This window comes from Streptomyces wedmorensis, from assembly GCF_000716445.1.
Lineage (GTDB): Bacteria > Actinomycetota > Actinomycetes > Streptomycetales > Streptomycetaceae > Streptomyces > Streptomyces wedmorensis.
Window position 1 is genome coordinate 42,706 of record NZ_JNWK01000044.1, and the last position, 15,921, is coordinate 58,626.

14 protein-coding genes are annotated in these 15,921 nt (G+C 71.3%); 9 read left to right on the forward strand and 5 right to left on the reverse strand.

From position 1 onward, the window contains the following. Positions 1–56 precede the first annotated feature (56 nt). On the reverse strand, positions 57–1,445 hold the full coding sequence (locus tag OO54_RS29285) for an NsdA family TPR-like regulatory protein (RefSeq protein WP_033208313.1): 1,389 nt from the start codon (positions 1,443–1,445) through the stop codon (positions 57–59). Between the two features lie 167 nt (positions 1,446–1,612). Between OO54_RS29285 and OO54_RS29290 the strand changes: the two genes are divergently transcribed. Continuing rightward, positions 1,613–2,173, forward strand: a complete 561-nt coding sequence (locus tag OO54_RS29290) for an ATP-binding protein (protein WP_324611702.1) — start codon at positions 1,613–1,615, stop codon at positions 2,171–2,173. An 84-nt stretch (positions 2,174–2,257) separates the two neighbouring features. Here the strand turns inward: OO54_RS29290 and OO54_RS29295 are convergent, their stop codons facing one another. After that, a complete protein-coding gene (locus OO54_RS29295) occupies positions 2,258–5,392 on the reverse strand; it encodes a DEAD/DEAH box helicase (RefSeq protein WP_033208437.1) in 3,135 nt (1,044 codons plus the stop codon). An 84-nt stretch (positions 5,393–5,476) separates the two neighbouring features. Continuing rightward, on the reverse strand, positions 5,477–6,475 hold the full coding sequence (locus OO54_RS29300) for an SEC-C metal-binding domain-containing protein (protein WP_033208439.1): 999 nt from the start codon (positions 6,473–6,475) through the stop codon (positions 5,477–5,479). Positions 6,476–6,538: 63 nt separating this feature from the next. Here OO54_RS29300 and OO54_RS29305 point away from each other — a divergent pair, with 63 nt between their 5' ends. From OO54_RS29305 to OO54_RS29320, 4 genes are all read left to right on the forward strand, one after another. Next, a complete protein-coding gene (locus OO54_RS29305; RefSeq protein ID WP_033208319.1) occupies positions 6,539–7,357 on the forward strand; it encodes a class E sortase in 819 nt (272 codons plus the stop codon). 172 nt (positions 7,358–7,529) lie between these two features. After that, positions 7,530–7,826 (forward strand): DUF6412 domain-containing protein, encoded by a 297-nt coding sequence (locus OO54_RS29310; RefSeq protein ID WP_033208441.1) that lies wholly within the window; start codon positions 7,530–7,532, stop codon positions 7,824–7,826. A 99-nt stretch (positions 7,827–7,925) separates the two neighbouring features. Next, entirely contained in the window at positions 7,926–8,654 is a 729-nt protein-coding gene (locus OO54_RS29315) for a YidC/Oxa1 family membrane protein insertase (protein WP_033208321.1), read from the forward strand. Between the two features lie 136 nt (positions 8,655–8,790). Further along, positions 8,791–9,648 carry a fumarylacetoacetate hydrolase family protein gene (locus OO54_RS29320; protein ID WP_033208323.1) on the forward strand — a complete coding sequence of 286 codons (858 nt, stop codon included), beginning with the start codon at positions 8,791–8,793 and terminating at the stop codon, positions 9,646–9,648. Positions 9,649–9,928: 280 nt separating this feature from the next. On the opposite strand, the gene OO54_RS29325 is transcribed toward OO54_RS29320, so the two are convergent. Both OO54_RS29325 and OO54_RS29330 read right to left on the reverse strand, forming a co-directional pair. Then, the gene (locus OO54_RS29325; RefSeq protein ID WP_033208326.1) at positions 9,929–10,411 is read right to left on the reverse strand and encodes a heme-degrading domain-containing protein; all 483 of its coding nucleotides are present in this window, start codon (positions 10,409–10,411) and stop codon (positions 9,929–9,931) included. Next, positions 10,408–11,496: a Gfo/Idh/MocA family oxidoreductase gene (locus OO54_RS29330; RefSeq protein ID WP_033208328.1), complete on the reverse strand. Its 1,089-nt coding sequence runs from the start codon at positions 11,494–11,496 to the stop codon at positions 10,408–10,410. The genes OO54_RS29325 and OO54_RS29330 overlap by 4 nt, the downstream gene beginning before the upstream one ends. A 56-nt stretch (positions 11,497–11,552) precedes the next feature. On the opposite strand from OO54_RS29330, the gene OO54_RS29335 reads away from it, so the two are divergent. The 4 genes from OO54_RS29335 to OO54_RS29350 all read left to right on the forward strand — a co-directional run bounded on the left by OO54_RS29335 (position 11,553) and on the right by OO54_RS29350 (position 15,918). Beyond that, positions 11,553–12,857: an ROK family transcriptional regulator gene (locus tag OO54_RS29335; protein ID WP_234439572.1), complete on the forward strand. Its 1,305-nt coding sequence runs from the start codon at positions 11,553–11,555 to the stop codon at positions 12,855–12,857. Positions 12,858–12,985: 128 nt separating this feature from the next. After that, entirely contained in the window at positions 12,986–13,855 is an 870-nt protein-coding gene (locus OO54_RS29340) for a hypothetical protein (protein WP_033208330.1), read from the forward strand. A 51-nt stretch (positions 13,856–13,906) separates the two neighbouring features. Next, complete coding sequence (locus OO54_RS29345) at positions 13,907–14,665, forward strand: GntR family transcriptional regulator (protein ID WP_033208332.1); 759 nt, start codon at positions 13,907–13,909, stop codon at positions 14,663–14,665. Positions 14,666–14,796: 131 nt separating this feature from the next. Continuing rightward, positions 14,797–15,918: a TIGR03364 family FAD-dependent oxidoreductase gene (locus OO54_RS29350; protein WP_033208335.1), complete on the forward strand. Its 1,122-nt coding sequence runs from the start codon at positions 14,797–14,799 to the stop codon at positions 15,916–15,918. The last annotated feature ends 3 nt before the right edge of the window (positions 15,919–15,921 follow it).

Genomic DNA, 15,921 nt, shown 5'->3' on the forward strand with positions numbered 1-15,921 from the left:
ACGCCCTTCTTCCTTCTCTGCCAAGCCACTTGAGAGGCCTGGCGGCCTCGGCGCCGTCAGGTTACTCGGCGCAGTGCGAGCCGGGCTCGCTCGTCCACATCGGCGGCAGAGGGGATTCCGCGGTAGCGGAGCGGGGACAGGACCGTCCGCATGGTGACGACGGCTTCCCGTGCCCTGCCGGACTGGACACCGTCCATGGCGTCCAAGGCCCGGGACCAGGTTTGGCACGCTGCATCGATGTTGCCTTGCCCAGCCTGGACGGTGCCCATATAGCCGAGCGTGACGGCGTGGGTTCGGCTGAAGGAATCCGTTTTGCGGTGTCGAACACTGGCTCGGAAGTGACGCAAGGAACCGTCGAGGTCGCCCAGGGCCCACAGCGTGCGGGCGGTTTCATGAGCGAGCGACGCGTCCTGGAAGAACCAGATGCGCTGAGGTTCGTCGTCGCCTGCGGTGGCCTGGTTGAGGTCGGTTTCGGCGCGGTGGATCGCGGCGATGGCGTTGCGCCGCTGGCCGTCCCCGGCCAACGCTCTCGCGTGGACGATGCCGATCAAGGCGCGCTCGCGAGGGCTGGCGTGGGCATACCTGTTGCGCTCGACGGAGGCGGAAGCGAGATCCAAGGCCGCCCTGGCGTGTCCCAGGTCTATGGCCTGATGGGCCATGGCACGCAGGATGTGTCCGGCGAGGGGAGCGTCGTCGGCTTCGGCTGCGAGCTTGAGCGCGAGGGTGAAGTAGCGGCGTGCGGGCTCGTGCTGGGAGGCGTCAAAACTCATCCAGCCGGCCACGTACACCGCTTCGGCCGCTGCCGAATAGAGCGCCCGACGGGAGTTTTCACTGCTGAAGACTCCGCTGACGTACCGGGCGACGTCGTCGACGATGTACTGGTAGAGGGCAGTGCGACCGTCGACGCCACCGTGCCGTTGATCGCGCCGGGCGAAGAACTCGGTCATCTCGCGAACGGCCCGCACTTCGGTCTCCCCGACTCGCCGGTTCGGACCGGTCGCGCGTGAGCGGGCCCGCTGCGGAGCTTCGTCCCACCAGGGATCTCGGGGCAGGACGAGTCCGCCGAGGGAGTAGACGGCGGCGCCGGTGAGAAGTCGGCGGCGTTCGCGGTCCATGCTGTTTCTCCCCAGGTCGACCAGAGCCGTCAGCGTGTCGGTGTCCCACTCGGACCCGGTGACCGTATCCGAGGCGGTTCCCGCGAGGCCGATCTCCCCGAGTGTGAGAGGGCGCCCCAAACGCCGCGACAGAGTTTCGCGCAAGATGTCAGCGGCTCGGCCTCTGGGACGCGTGCCAGCGATCCACATGGCGATGTGTGAGCGCTTCACGCTGAGGAGTTCGTCGACGCCGGCCTCAGCTGCGACGCGTACCACCGCGGCGGCTACTACGGGCTGCGACCAGCCCGTTTCGGCGATTACCGCGGCGAGTTCATCGTTTCTGCGCGCCATGCTGCGCCCCTGTTCACAAGAGAACAATCTTTGACGGGTTTGACGGCGTCGGGGCCCGCGCGGGGATACCCGCCCCTCGCGAATCACGGTTCGCTGAGAGGACACAAAACCACCAACCGACAGCGGCGGGAGGGCAACGCGTGAGTTTCAGCCACGTGGGTGATGAGGTGGGCCGAGCGCCCGCGATCTCGTCACCGACGACACCGGCCTCGCCCCCTTCGCGTCCAGAGCCGGCTGGCGCAGAGCGTCGTGGTGGGAAGGCCCTCCGCGTACGCGAGTGGCCGGAACCCCCGGCCCTCAGACCTCTCGCGGTCGCGGCTGCTACGTCGTGTCCCACGGGTCACCCGGCCTACTCGCAGACCCTCCCGCGCGAGGCGCGAAGCGCAGCGGTTGCTCGCCGGTTGGTCCGAACGGCATTGACGCTATGGGGTCTGGATTCCTTGACTGAGGACGCGACGCTCGTGATCACCGAGCTGGTCGCCAACGCGGTCGACCACAGTCGACTCCCCTCGATCCGAGTGACCGTGTCCCGCCCGACCCCGAACGGAATTCGCCTGGGCGTGGTCGACCGCTCCCGAACCGTCCCAACCTTGCGAACGGACCCCGAAGCCGACCAACTCCGAGGCCGAGGCCTCACCCTGGTCGACACACTCACGAACAGCTGGGGCACGGAGCTGTACCGGTGGGGCAAACAAGTCTGGGCCGAGCTGCACGAAGAGGACGCGTGAAGGACGGATGGCCCCGCTCCTTCCCGCCCTTGGTCTGCTGGGCGAAGAGCAGCGAGTTGCTGGTGAGGGAAGTGGATCTGTCGACTATCCGGTGGCGATGGCCGAGTAAGTCCACACTTCGGCCGGGATCTCGTGCTTCAGCTTCCAGGTGATCCCCATGGGCTTGCTGCCCTTGTGATCGACATAGTCAGCCGGGCCGAGAAGCATCCAAGGCTGTGGCCCGCCGATGTCCGTCTTCTTGTATCGGCGGACGAAGAGGAGCACGTGAGAGCCGATGTCCTTGTGGGTTCGGTAGCGGATGCCCGTGGGAGACGTCTCCGACGTTTGGTTCTGGGACTCCCAGTGGAAGAGGCTGTCGTTCACCGCGTAGTCCCGATAGCGGGTCTGCGGAGAGAAGTCCTTCTCGTCCTTCTCTAGCGTGACGAGCAGCGCGTCCGTCTGGATGCCCTCGCACCACTTGACCCCTTCGCGGAAATGGCCCGGCATGAAGCCGCCTATGAACGACTCTCCCAGCGCAGGGAGGATTTCTTCCCGGCTGTAGGAGGCGTGGACCGTCAGCGGAAGGTCAGCGAGGACGCCGAGGAGCGGGACCGGAACGTGATCGGTTCGGTCAAGGGCGTAGGCCAGTACCTGGCGAAGTTCGTCACGGAAGGCATGCTGCGAACGTAGCGAGCCCAGCGCCTCCTGGTACTGAGTGAAGCCGCCTCCCAGAGGCCACAGCGAGAAGTAGAGCATGCGGGCGTAGGCCTGCTCGATCTCGTTGAGCTCGTTGTAGGAAGGGGCGTCGTCCGCAAGGAGCTTCGTGTACACCGCGACCCGTCGAGGGTCGTCGACATGAAGGAACGCGGACACGCGCTTCAGAAGAGCTGCTTCGCCTTCGGGGACGACGGTTGCGAGCAAGCCTGAACGGCGGAGCAGACCGGTCCAGGAGTTTCCGCCGCGATAAATTTCCTTGAGCTCGCGTCCGCTCTCGACGAGGTACTCGGAGAGTCGGGACTCGCCGTACCGGGCTACCTCGCGCGCAAGCTGGGTGACGTTGACGCTGATCTGGCTGCGGATGTTGTCGATGATCAGTTCCTTGGCCTTCGACTCAAGGATGATCTGGCAGCCGGACGGCAGCTGTGGGAAGTCGTGCTCGATGGAGTCGAGAAGGCGATTGCGTGTGAGGTTGGTCAAGGCGCGGAACTGTTCCTCGAAGCGGAACTCCTTGCGGTGCTGACCGATGAAGTCCAGCACGGTGAGAACCGCTTTGCCATCCGTACGGCGGAGTCCGCGGCCCAATTGCTGAAGGAACACCGTGGAACTGGAGGTTGGGCGCAGCAGGAGGAGGGTGTCGACATCCGGGATGTCCAAGCCTTCGTTGAACAGGTCAACGGAGAAGATCACCTGGATCTCGCCGGCGCGAAGGGCAGCCAGCGCGGCCTTACGATCTTCCTGGGGAGTCTCACCGGACAGGGCCACCGCCTTGAGGCCTGCGCGGCGGAAGAACTCGGCCATGAAACTGGCATGAGCAACGGAGACGCAGAAGCCGAGAGCACGCATGGCTCCCGGGTTAGCCACCTTGTCTTGGACCGCCTGAACGACGAGCCTCGCCCTAGCCTCATGACCGGTGAACAGCTTGCTGAGCGCTGACGAATCGTAGGACCCTCGCTTCCACGCGACGGCGCTCATGTCGGTGTTGTCGCTGATCCCGAAGTAGTGGAACGGGCTGAGGAGATCGTTCTCCAGCGCCTCCCACAGCCGCATCTCCGCCGCGATGCGACCGTCGAAGAACTCATCCTGGACGTTCCGGCCGTCCATACGCTCGGGAGTCGCCGTGAGCCCCAGGAACTCCAGAGGGCGGAAGTGCTCGATGATCTTCCGGTACGTCGAGGAGACCCCGTGGTGGAACTCGTCGATGACGATGACGTCGAAGTGCTCGGGGTCCAATTCCTCCAGCCTCTGCGTCTTCAGAGACTGAACGCTTGCGAAGACGTGCTGCCACCCTTCGGGTGAGAGCCCACTGTGTAGCTCCTCTCCGAAGTTGGCGTCCACGAGCACGTCTTGGTACGTGCGGAGCGACTGACGCAGAATTTCCTGCCGGTGAGCCACGAAGAGCAAGCGCAGGTCGCGGCCGTGCTCCTGCCGAAGGCGCTTGTAGTCCAGCGCGGCCATGACGGTTTTTCCCGTACCGGTCGCGGCTACGAGGAGGTTGCGGTGCCGGTCGTGCACTTCGCGTTCCACCTGGAGGCGCTCCAGCATGTCCCGCTGGTGGGGGTACGGCCGCACCTCCAGACCGGAGAGAGTGATCCGCTGGTCTGATGAGCCCTTGCCCCGGCCTGCCACCTGAAGCGCTTCGCTGAGTCGCACACCATCGCTATCGGGGTCGTACGCCTCGAAGGAAGGGTCATTCCAATAGGCGTCGAAGGTTGCCTCGAACTTGCGGATGACGTCCGGGGTCGCCACGGACGATAGGCGGACGTTCCATTCCAGGCCGTCGAGGAGAGCTGCCTTCGACAGGTTGGAGCTACCGACATACGCGGTGTCGTACCCGCTGTGTCGCCTGAAGAGCCAGGCCTTGGCGTGCAGGCGGGTGGAGCGGAGCTCGTAGTTGACCTTGACCTGGGCGTTGAATCGCTGGACGAGACGGTCGAGCGCTTGCCGCTCCGTGGCTCCGATGTACGTCGTGGTGATGACGCGGATGGGGACACCCCGCGCATGTGCTGCTTCCAGTGACTGTTCTATGACCCGTAGACCGTGCCATTTTACGAACGCGCAGAGAAGGTCAACACGGTCAGCTGTGGCTAGTTCTGCCCGCAGCTCGAAGCCCAGGCTGGGGTCTTCCGGTGCATTGGTGAGGAGGGCAGCCTCCGCCAGTGGGGTCGCAGGGCGGATCCGGTACACGCCCTGGGCTTCCTGCTCCGCGATCGCAAGGAGCTGCCGGGGACCATCGGCAACGAGCTCCACCCACTCTCGGGCGCCCTCGATGGTGTTCATCGATTCGAGGATGTGGTTGGCCGCATGCACATGCTCTTCTGCGGGCAGCCCCTCCAGCGTGCGACGCACCGTGTCAGCTACGTGCTTCGCGAGTACGCGGGGGGAAGACTCAGGGCCGACAACATCGTCGATCGCATGCCAACCACGATCCGCAAGCGCCTTGAGCTGAGCTTCGAGCCGCAGGGTCATCAGCTGCTCGTAAAGGCCGGAAACCGGCCCGCTGGAGTCCGACAGCTCGCTCATCGTTTTCCCCTCCCTGATCAACCGCCCCATTGGTATCAGGTGCAGCTGACAGAGTCTCGACGATGCGCTATCCCGGTGAGCTGGTTACTGCGCCGCGTGGCACTCCCCATACGTCCGCCCCGAGCCGCACCAGCAGGAAGACGAGCGTGCCGGTGGCCACCCCGTGGCGCGGCCCCTCGCCGCCAGGGTCGTCGCGTATTGGGGGAGGAGGTCCGGGTTTGAGGGGTGGGTGGATTCGGAGGCGGCGAAGGCTTCGTAGGAGGGGACGGTGGCGCGGACGATGCCGAGGTTGGGGGTGCCGGCCTGGGCGAGTTCGCGGAGGGAGGCTTCGAGGTCGGTGAGGTGGGCGCGGTAGGTGGGGTACTCGGCTTCCAGCTCGGGGTACGCCGCGAGGAGTTCGTCGAGTTCTCGTTCCGGCCAGTGGAGGACGGCGACCGGGAAGGGGCGGGAGAGGGCGGTGCGGTAGGTGCCGAGTTCCGAGCGGAGGCGGGTGATCTCGGCCTGGAGTTCCGCGGGGTCGGAGGAGCCGAGGGACCAGAGGCGCTTGGGGTCGTGGAGTTCGTCCAGGGGGACGGCCGCCGTGTGGAGGCGGTCCGCGAGGTCGTCCCAGGTGTCGTGGGGGAGGGCCAGCATGCGGCGGATGCGGTGGCGGGTGGTGAGGAGTGACCGGGTCGCGTGCGGGAGGTCTTCCGGGGAGCTGACGAGCAGGGCCGCCGCCTCCGTGAGGGTCGACTCCGCCGCTTCCAGTTCGTCGTGCGCCTCCAGCGTCTCCGCCGTGGTCTCCCATGCCGCCGCGTCCGCGGGCTTCGCGCGGCGCACGCCCTCGATGATCGCGCGGGCCTCGGCCTCGTGGCCGTACTCCCACAGGTTCGCCGCCTTCAAAGCCCTGATCAGGTGCGGGTTCGCCGGCTCCCCGGTCAGCAGGGCGTCGTAGAGGGCGGTCGCACCCGGGCGGTCGTCCGCCAGTTCCAGGTGGGCCGCGGCCTGGAGGTACAGGGGTTCCCGGTCTCCCGGGTACTGCGCGGCCGTGCGCAGCAGGCGCTCGGCTTCGGTGGTGTGGGCGGCAGGAGTGTCGGGGCGCATGTTCTCCACCGTACTGCTGTACGTGCCTGGAGAGTTGGCGCCTCAGCGCTTATCGTGCCCCGCGTGCGGGCCAGGGTGCGGGAGCGGGTGCCGGTCGTCGTCCAGGGGCGGGGGCGTCGTCGTACGGGCGCGCGCGTGTTGTGGGTGTGCGCCGAGGCGGTCGTCACCTGCGGGGTCGTCGTCCTGCTTCTCGTCGTCCACCAGTTGTGGTGGACGAATCAGGAGGCCCGTGCCGAGGCCCGTGGGCAGGTGAGTGCGCTGGAGCGGGAGTGGGAGATGTCTCCTCGTGGCGACTCCGGTGGGTGGCCTGCCGAATCCGTGGACCCCGCCGGCCCTGTCGATCCCGTTGTTCCCCCGGATCCCGTCGAGTCCGGGGAGACGGGGCGGTCCTTCGAGCCCGGTGAGGCCCTTGGGGGCGGCGGTTCCGGGCGCGGGGCCTCCGAGGCCTTCGCCGTGCTGCGTATCCCCCGGATCGGTCTGACCGCACCCGTGGCGTACGGCGTGTCGAAGCGGTCCGTGCTCGACAAGGGGTACGTCGGGCAGTACCGGGGGACCGCGGGGCCGGGGGCGGTGGGGAACTTCGCGCTCGCGGGGCACCGGAACACGCACGGGGAGCCGTTCCGGTACATCAATCGGCTCGCGGTCGGCGACGAGATATCCGTGCGTACGCGGGCGCGTACGTACGTCTACCGGGTCGATCAGGTTCTGCGGTCGACCTCGCCGCGTGACGTCGGGGTCATCCGGCCCGTGCCGCGGTCGATCGTGAAGCCGTCGTACGGGTACGGGGCGCCGGGCGCGTACCTCACGTTGACGACGTGCACGCCGGAGTTCAGCAGCGCCTACCGGTTGGTGGTGTGGGCGAAGCTGGTGTCGGCCGGGTGACCGGAGGTGGGTCGCGCCCGTGAGGGCGGGGGTCGCCGGGGCGAGGAGGGCCGTGTCGGGGCCCGTCTCGGCGAGGGTGGGAACTCCCGAGGGTCGCCGCGCGTCCTCACGGTGAGACGCGGCGCGGTGGCGCGCCGATCGCGACGAGCTCGGCGAGAAGGGGGTGGTGGTGATGACGGCCAAGGGCCTGGTCCTGCGTGTCCTCGCGCCGCTGTTCTTCCTGCTCGCGCTCGCCGACCTGCTCCTCTCCGACGGGGCGAGCGTCTCCGCGGCCGTGGCCCTGGCCGCGACCACCGTCGTGTGTGCCCTGATCGGGGCCCGTACGGCCCCGGCCGTGCCGCCCACCGCGGTCCGTACCGCGATCCGCGACCGGGAGCGGCGCACCGCCTTCCTGCCGCAGCGGGACCCGGACGCCGCCGGGCGGAGAAGACCGCGGGCTCCTGGCCGTCGCCTTCCGACGGCCGCGTAGGGAGCCACCGCACATCACACCGGACAGGCCCGCACGCGGATCCGTCATGCCGAGGAACGACATCTCACCGGCACGACGAGACCCCACGGAGGGCTCCCCATGTCCGTCTTCGCTTCCCTGGTCGAGCGGCTCGCCGACCTGCTCCAGCCGATCTTCGCCACCACTGCGATGGCCGCCGCGATCGTGCTCTTCACGATGGCGGTACGGCTCGCGATCCACCCGCTGTCCCGGGCGTCGGCGCGCGGTCAGAAGGCCCGTACCCGGCTCGCGCCGGAGCTCGCGGCGCTCCGGAAGAAGCACGCGAAGAATCCGGAGCGCCTCAGGAAGGCGGTCACGGAACTGCACGCGCGGGAGAAGGTGTCGCCGTTCGCGGGGATCCTGCCGAGCCTGCTCCAGGCGCCCGCGTTCCTGCTGATGTACCACCTGTTCTCGGGCGACCGGATGGCCGGGCACAGCCTGTTCGCCGCGCCGCTCGGGGACCACTGGGCCGACGCCCTCGCGGACGGCGGGGTCTTCGGGCAGGCCGGCCGGGTCTACCTCGTCCTCTTCGCGCTCGTCGCCGCCGTGGCCACGTTCACGTACCGGCGTACGAAGGCGCAGCTCGCCGCCCAGCCCCTCGACCTGGGGCAGCCCACGCCGGGGGCGGGTGCGATCGCGAAGGTGATGCCGCTGCTTGCCTTCGCCACGCTGATCACGGTTGCCGTGGTGCCGCTCGCCGCCGCCCTCTACGTCGTCACGAGCACGACGTGGACCGCCGTCGAGCGGGCCCTGCTGTTCCGCACGGAGGGCCCGGAGGGGGCTCCCGAGGCGGTTGCTACTCGCGCGTAAGGGTCCAGTGTGTGAACGGGGTCTTGCAGAGTGACCCGTTCTCTTGGAGGATCGACCAATCCTCCGATGGCCGCACTCCATCGGCCGGGGCACCGCGGGCCCGTCCAGGGCCCACCTCGACCACAGGGAGAAGACCATGAAGCTGCTGCGTGTCGGGCCGCCGGGAGCCGAGCGTCCCGCCCTGCTCGACCAGGACGGAACCCTCCGCGACCTGTCCGCCCTCGTCGACGACATCGACGGCAGTCTGCTCGCCGACGCCTCCGCCCTCGACCGCGTCCGGGCGGCGGCCGGCGCCGGCGTGCTGCCCGCGCTGGACGCCACCGGGCTGCGCGTCGGCCCGCCGGTCGGCCGCATCGGCAAGGTCGTGTGCATCGGGCTGAACTACCACGGTCACGCGGCCGAGACCGGCCAGGCCACCCCCGCCGAGCCCGTCGTCTTCCTCAAAGCCGCCGACACGGTCGTCGGCCCGGACGACACCGTGCTCGTACCGCGCGGCTCCGTGAAGACCGACTGGGAGGTGGAGCTCGCCATCGTCATCGGCCGCACCGCCCGCTACCTGGAGACCGACGAGGAGGCCCTCGCGCACGTCGCCGGCTACGCGGTCGCCCACGACGTCTCCGAGCGCGAGTTCCAGATCGAGCGCGGCGGCACCTGGGACAAGGGCAAGAACTGCGAGACCTTCAACCCGCTCGGGCCCTGGCTCGTCACCGCCGACGAGGTGCCGGACCCGCAGGCGCTGGGTCTGCGGCTCTGGGTCAACGGCGAGCTCAAGCAGGACGGCCACACCTCCGACCAGATCTTCCCGGTCGCGGAGGTCGTCCGGTACGTCAGCCGGTTCATGACCCTCTACCCCGGCGACATCATCAACACCGGCACGCCCGGCGGTGTCGCCATGGGGCAGCCGGAGCCCAAGCCGTACCTGCGCCCCGGCGACGTCGTGGAGCTGGAGGTCGACGGCCTCGGCAGGCAGCGCCAGGAGCTCAAGAGCGCCTGACGCGCCTGACGCGCCTGACGCGCCCGAGGCGGCGGCGCAGGTCGCGCCGCCGACTACGGCGACACCGACGGTTACGGGGGCGCCGGCGGCCACCACGGACCGGACGGCCGCCTGCCCGACACCGGCGTCGGCACTGGCGCCTGCCCGGCACCGGCGTCGGCGTCGGCACTGGCGCCTGCCTGGCACCGGCGCCTGCCCGGCACCGGAGCCGGCGCCGGGAAGATCGTCATGGGCGCCACCGCGGTCGGCCTCGCCCTCGGCGGCGGCGCCCTGGTGTTCGTCAGCCGCCGCCGTCGGCGTACGAGCCGAGCAGGCGTTCCAGCGCTTCGACGACCATGGCGTGGTCCTCGGCCTGCGGCAGCCCCGAGACGGTGACCGAGCCGATCACGCCCGCGCCCTCGACCGCGACCGGGAACGAACCGCCGTGCGCGGCGTACCGGTCGGGGTCGAGGCGCGAGGACGCCTCGAACGTCGTCCCCTTGGCGCGGAAACGGGCTCCGACCAGGAACGAGCTGACGCCGTACCGTTCGACGACCCGCCGCTTCCGGTCGATCCAGGCGTCGTTGTCCGCGCTGGACCCCGGCAGTGCGCAGTGGAACAGCTGCTGCGCGCCCCGCCGGATGTCGATCGCGACGGGCGCCCGGCGCTCCCGCGCCATGCCGACGAGGAGGGTGCCGAGCGTCCAGGCGTCCTCGTGCGTGAACCGGGGGAGGGTCAGGCGGGCCTCCTGGGCCTCGATCTCCAGGACCTCCGGGCTGCTCACAGGGCCACCGTGACGCCGTCGCGGGCCGAACGCCCGGCCGCCTCCAGGACGTCGAGGGCGGCGGCCGCCTCGTGGGCGGTGACCGGGACGGGGCCGGTGCCGCGCAGGGCGGCGGCGACGGCCGCGTAGTACGCCGGGTAGTCGCCGGGCAGGGACTCGACCGGGGTGCCGCCGCCGGTGAGCGGGGACTCGCCGGCGCCGAGCCGGCCCCACAGCTCCGGCGGCTCCACGCCCCAGACCGTGCCGGGGACCGGGCGGAGGCCGTCGCGCAGGGCGGCCTCCTGGGGGTCGAGGCCGTACTTCACGAAGCCGGCGCGCTGCCCGAGGACCCGGAACCGGGGGCCGAGCTGGGCGGTGGTGGCGCTCACGTACAGGTGGGAGCGGACCCCGTTCGCGTGGGTGAGGGCGAGGAAGGTGTCGTCGTCGGCCTCGGCGCCCGGCCGGCGCACGTCCGACTCGGCGTACACCGAGACCACCGGGCCGAACAGGACGAGCGCCTGGTCGACGAGGTGGCTGCCCAGGTCGTAGAGCAGGCCGCCGATCTCCTCGGGGGCGCCGGACTCGCGCCAGCCGCCCTTGAGTTGCGGACGCCACCGCTCGAAGCGGGACTCGAAGCGCTGGACCTCGCCGAGCGCGTCCTCGTCGAGGAGGCGGCGGAGGGTCAGGAAGTCGTTGTCCCAGCGGCGGTTCTGGAAGACGGAGAGGAGCAGGCCCCGCGCCTCGGCGAGGGCGGCGAGCCCGCGCGCCTCGGCGGCCGTGCCGGCGAGCGGCTTGTCGACGACGACCGGGATGCCGGCCTCGAGGGCGGCGGTGGCGATCGCCACGTGCGTCCTGTTCGGCGAGGCGACGACGAGCAGGTCGAGGGCGTCCGCGCCCTGCTCCCACAGCTCCTCGGGGCGGGCGGCGACCCGGACGCCGGGGTACGCGGCCCGGGCCTCGGCGGCCCGTTCGGGGTTGCCGGTGGTGACGGCGGCGAGGGCGAGGTCCTCGGAGGCGGCGATCAGCGGCGCGTGGAAGACGGATCCCGCGAGGCCGTAGCCGACGAGTCCGACGCGGAGCGGGGTACGGGGGGCGGTGCCAGTCATGCGTCTCACTTAAGCAACGCTGTTGCCAAAGTGCAAGCGGCAGCGACAATGGGGGCGTGAGGAAATACCTGGTGGGAGTCAACGTGCCGGCCCTGCGCAGCCACAACGCCGCGCTCGTGCTCGACCTGCTGCGCACGGCGGGAGAAGCGGGGATCAGCCGCCTGGAGCTGGCCGAACGGACCGGACTCACCCCCCAGGCCGTCAGCAAGATCACCGCCCGGCTCCGGGCCGAGGGCCTCGCCGCCGAGGCCGGCCACCGCGCCTCCACCGGCGGCAAGCCCCGCACGGTCCTGCGCCTGGTGCCGACCGCCGCGTACGCCGTCGGCGTCCACCTCGACCGCGACGAACTGACCACCCTCCTGACCGACCTCTCCGGCACGGCCGTGACCCTGCGCCGCCGCCCCCTGGACCTCGGGGCGGGGGCCGGCCCGGTCCTGGACGCCGTCACCGCCGAGGTGAGGGCGCTCCTCGACGCCGTCCCGCCCGGCGGGACCGTGCTCGGCGCCGGGGTCGCCATGCCCGGGCCGCTGGATCACCGCGCCGGGGTGCCCGGCCGGGTGACGGGCTTCCCCGAGTGGGACGGGCAGCCCGTGCGCGAGGAGCTGGCCCGGCGCCTGGGCCTGCCCGTCGTGCTCGACAAGGACACCAACGCCGCCGCCCTCGGCCTCGCCCTGCGCCCCGCCGCGCCCGGGTCCTTCGCGTACGTCCACCTCGGTACGGGTCTCGGCGCGGGCCTCGTCCTCGGCGGCGCGCCGCTGCGCGGGGACAGGACCGGCGCGGGCGAGCTCGGCCACCAGACCGTCCAGCTCGACGGGCCCCCGTGCGGCTGCGGCGGGCGCGGCTGCCTGGAGGTCCTCTGCCTGGCGGCCGTGGCGCGCGGCGAACTCCCCGAGGCCGCCCGCATCCTCGGCGCGGGCGCCGCCAACCTCGTACGCCTCCTCGACATCGACCAGGTCCTCCTCGGCGGCCGCGTGGTCCTCGCCGCCCCCGACGTGTTCGCGGAGGGGGTCCGGGAGGTCCTGACCGGGCTGGGCCTCACGGCCCCGGTGTCGGTCGTGACGGACACGGGCGCGGGAACGACGGCCGGTGCGGGCGCGGGAACGAGGGGCGCGGGAACGAGGGGCGCGGGAACGAGGGGCGCGGGAACGAGGGGCGCGGGGACGAAGGGCGCGGGGACGAGGGGCGCGGGGACGAAGGGCGCGGGGACGACGGCCGGTGCGGGCACCGAAGCGGCGGCGGAGTCCGGCACGGCGGCGGATTCCGGCACCACGGCGGCGGCGTCCGGCACGGGTGTCGGCGCGCCCGGTGCCGTGGCGGAGGGGGCCGTGTGGCTCACCCTCGGGCCGATCTTCGGACAATAGGCTGATCGGGCGGAACATTCGGGCCGTCCAGGGGTGCGCGCGGTGTCGCTGCCCGCTCCGCCCGCCCCGGCATGGCAGCGTCGCGGCCGACCCGCACGCCCGCCCCGCGAGCAGCAAAGGCCCCGCACATGGCCACAGCCCCCCAGTACCGGAGTCGCCGGCCGCGCACCCCGCGAGCCACGACCGCGGCGGCCACCACGGCGGTCCTGCTCACCCTGGCGACTCCGGCGGTCGGAGCCCCCGCCCCGGACCCGCCCGCAGCCCCCACCTGCGGCGCCGCCCCCGACACGGGCTTCCCGATCGGCACGCGGATCCACGGCGGGCCGGCCGACTACCCGGCCGGCGGGCCCTTCCAGGAGTGGCGGCTCGACCTGACCAACACCACGGACGGGTCGTGCTCGGACATCCACCCCGTGCTCGTGCTCGCGGACGGCGCGCGCACCCTCCGGCCCGCCCAGATCCGCTTCGAGTTCTACGACGCCGGGTCCGCGCGCTGGCGGCCGGTGGCCTTCGAGGCCACCGAGGAGGCGGAGAGCGTGGGCGCGTTCACCGACTTCGGCGGCTTCACGGTGCCCGCGGGCGAGACCCTCACCGTCCCCGTGCGGCTGGCCTTCGGCGCGGACGCGGCCCCCGACGAGGTCGTCGTCAACGCGGCGGTCGTCCAGCGCCGCGGCGAAGACGGCGACTGGATCGGCGAGTCGGGCGACTACCGGCTGACCGTCGGCCCGGCCGTTCCCACCGGACCTGACACATCCGGCCCCTCCGAGGTGCCGGGGAAGGAGACGAAGCCGCCGGCCACGGCCCCCGGGGCCAAGGACCCGACGGCCCCCGGGGCCAAGGACCCGACGGCCCCCGGCGATCCCGGGGAGCGCCCTGAACTCGCCCGTACGGGACGGGGCTCCGACCGTGACGTGCTGGTCCTCGCCCCGTTCGCCGCGGCCCTGGTCCTCCTCGGTGCGGTGCTCGTCCGGGCCGCCCGGCGCGCCCGGCACCGCTGAGCCACCCTCCGTACACCTTCCCGTTCACGCCCGTCTGCGACCATCCATCCCGTGAACTACCAGACCACGCCAGGAGCCCCCGTCCGTTCCGGTGTCCCCGAGCACGGCCGTGTCCCCAAGTACTACGCGGTCAAGGCGAGACTGACGCTGCTCGTCGACGAGTTGGGCGAGGGCGGGCTGCTGCCCACCGAGCGCGACCTCGCCGTCCGGTACGAGGTGTCCCGCGAGACCGTCCGGCAGGCGCTGCGCGAACTCCTCCTGGAGGGGCGGCTGCGCCGCCAGGGCCGGGGCACGGTCGTCGCGGGACCCAAGCTCGAACAGCCCCTGTCGCTGGCCAGTTACACGGAGGGCGTGCGCCGCCAGGGCCGCCGGCCCGGCCGCAGCCTGATCTCGCTCGACCGCTTCCCCTGCCCGGAGGCGCTCGCCCCCGAGGTCGGTGCCGAACGCGGCGCGCCCGTCTGGCACATGGAGCGGGTGCTGCTCGCCGACGACGAGCGGGTCGGCCTGGAGAGCACGTACGTCTCCGAGGCCCGCGTCCCGCACCTGGACGCCGAGTTCGACCCGGACTCCTCGTTCTACGCCTATCTCCACGACCGCCTGGGCATCTCGTTCGGCGACGCGGACGAGCGCATCGAGACGGTGCTCGCCACCCCGCGCGAGGCCCTCCTGATCGGCACCCCGCCCGCCCTGCCGATGCTGCTGCTCCACCGGGTCTCCCGGGACACCGAGGGCCGGCCGCTGGAGCGGGTCCGCACGCTCTACCGGGGCGACCGCTTCAGCTTCACCGCCCATCTGGGGCGGCAAGGGTGACGAAACGGCAGGTCGCGGAGCGCCGTTGATTACGTATAGGTAACGGGTCTGGTCCAAGCTTGGCGGTCTGTTCACCGTTCTGTTGCCGCCCGGATTCGTCCGGTCCACACATCGGCGCGACCGTTTTCGGCATGAAGGTGATCGTCGTAGGAGCCGGCGTGGTGGGAACCATGCACGCCTGGCACGCAGTGGAACGCGGCCACGAGGTCGTACACATCGAGCGCGAGGCGGAGGCACGCGGGGCGTCCCTCCGCAACTTCGGCCAGATCTGGGTGAGCGGGCGCGCGGGCGGGGAGGAGCTCGACACCGCCCTGCGCGCCCGCGAGCTGTGGGAGGGCATCGGCGCCCGCGTCCCCGGGCTCGGCTTCCGGGCCATCGGCTCCCTCACCCCCGTGCGGAACGCACTCGAACTCGCCGTCGCCGAGGCCGCCCTGGCCCGCCCCGACGCCGCCGCCCGTGGCTACAAACTGCTCACGGCCGACGAGGCCCGGGCGGTCAACCCCGCACTGCGCGGGGCGTTCGAGGCCGCGCTGTGGTGCGAGCGCGACGCCGCCGTCGAACCCCGCCTCGCCCAGCTCGCCCTCCGAGAGGCCCTCCTGGCCACGGGGAAGTACACGTTCCTGCCCGGTCGCGAGGTCCGGGACGTCGTGGGTGAGAACGCGGTCCGCGACGACCACGGGGACGTCCACACCGGCGACGCCGTCGTCCTGTGCACCGGCGCCTGGCTCTCCGGCCTCGTCCGCGAGGTCGCCGGAGCGATACCCGTCCGCCGCGTCCGGCTCCAGATGATGCAGACCGAACCCCTCGGCGAGCCCCTCACGACCTCCGTCGCCGACGCCGACTCCTTCCGCTACTACCCGGCGTACGCCTCCGAGGCCCTCGACGCCCTCGCCGCCGGGCAGCCGCAGGACCCGACCGCCGCCGCCCACAAGATGCAGCTCCTCATGGTGCAGCGGCTCGACGGCGGGCTGACCATCGGCGACACCCACGAATACGAGCACCCCTTCGCCTTCGACACCCTCGAAGACCCCTACGAGCACCTCATCCGCGTCGTCGAGTCCTTCCTCGGCCGCCCGCTGCCGAAGATCCGGCGCCGCTGGGCCGGGGTGTACGCGCAGTGCGTCGACACCAGCCGGGTCGTGCACCGCCAGCGGGTCCGCGACGGTGTGTGGCTGGTGACCGGACCCGGCGGCCGGGGCATGACCTGCTCGCCCGCCATCGCCGAGACGACCGCGAACGAACTGGGCTGGTGACCT

Bases quoted from the DNA above. Each gene is read 5' to 3' on its own strand.
- OO54_RS29285 (WP_033208313.1), bottom strand. From the start codon at position 1,445: ATGGCGCGCAGAAACGATGAACTCGCCGCGGTAATCGCCGAAACGGGC.
- OO54_RS29295 (WP_033208437.1), bottom strand. From the start codon at position 5,392: ATGAGCGAGCTGTCGGACTCCAGCGGGCCGGTTTCCGGCCTTTACGAG.
- OO54_RS29300 (WP_033208439.1), bottom strand. From the start codon at position 6,475: ATGCGCCCCGACACTCCTGCCGCCCACACCACCGAAGCCGAGCGCCTG.
- OO54_RS29310 (WP_033208441.1), top strand. From the start codon at position 7,530: ATGACGGCCAAGGGCCTGGTCCTGCGTGTCCTCGCGCCGCTGTTCTTC.
- OO54_RS29315 (WP_033208321.1), top strand. From the start codon at position 7,926: ATGTCCGTCTTCGCTTCCCTGGTCGAGCGGCTCGCCGACCTGCTCCAG.
- OO54_RS29320 (WP_033208323.1), top strand. From the start codon at position 8,791: ATGAAGCTGCTGCGTGTCGGGCCGCCGGGAGCCGAGCGTCCCGCCCTG.
- OO54_RS29330 (WP_033208328.1), bottom strand. From the start codon at position 11,496: ATGACTGGCACCGCCCCCCGTACCCCGCTCCGCGTCGGACTCGTCGGC.
- OO54_RS29340 (WP_033208330.1), top strand. From the start codon at position 12,986: ATGGCCACAGCCCCCCAGTACCGGAGTCGCCGGCCGCGCACCCCGCGA.
- OO54_RS29350 (WP_033208335.1), top strand. From the start codon at position 14,797: ATGAAGGTGATCGTCGTAGGAGCCGGCGTGGTGGGAACCATGCACGCC.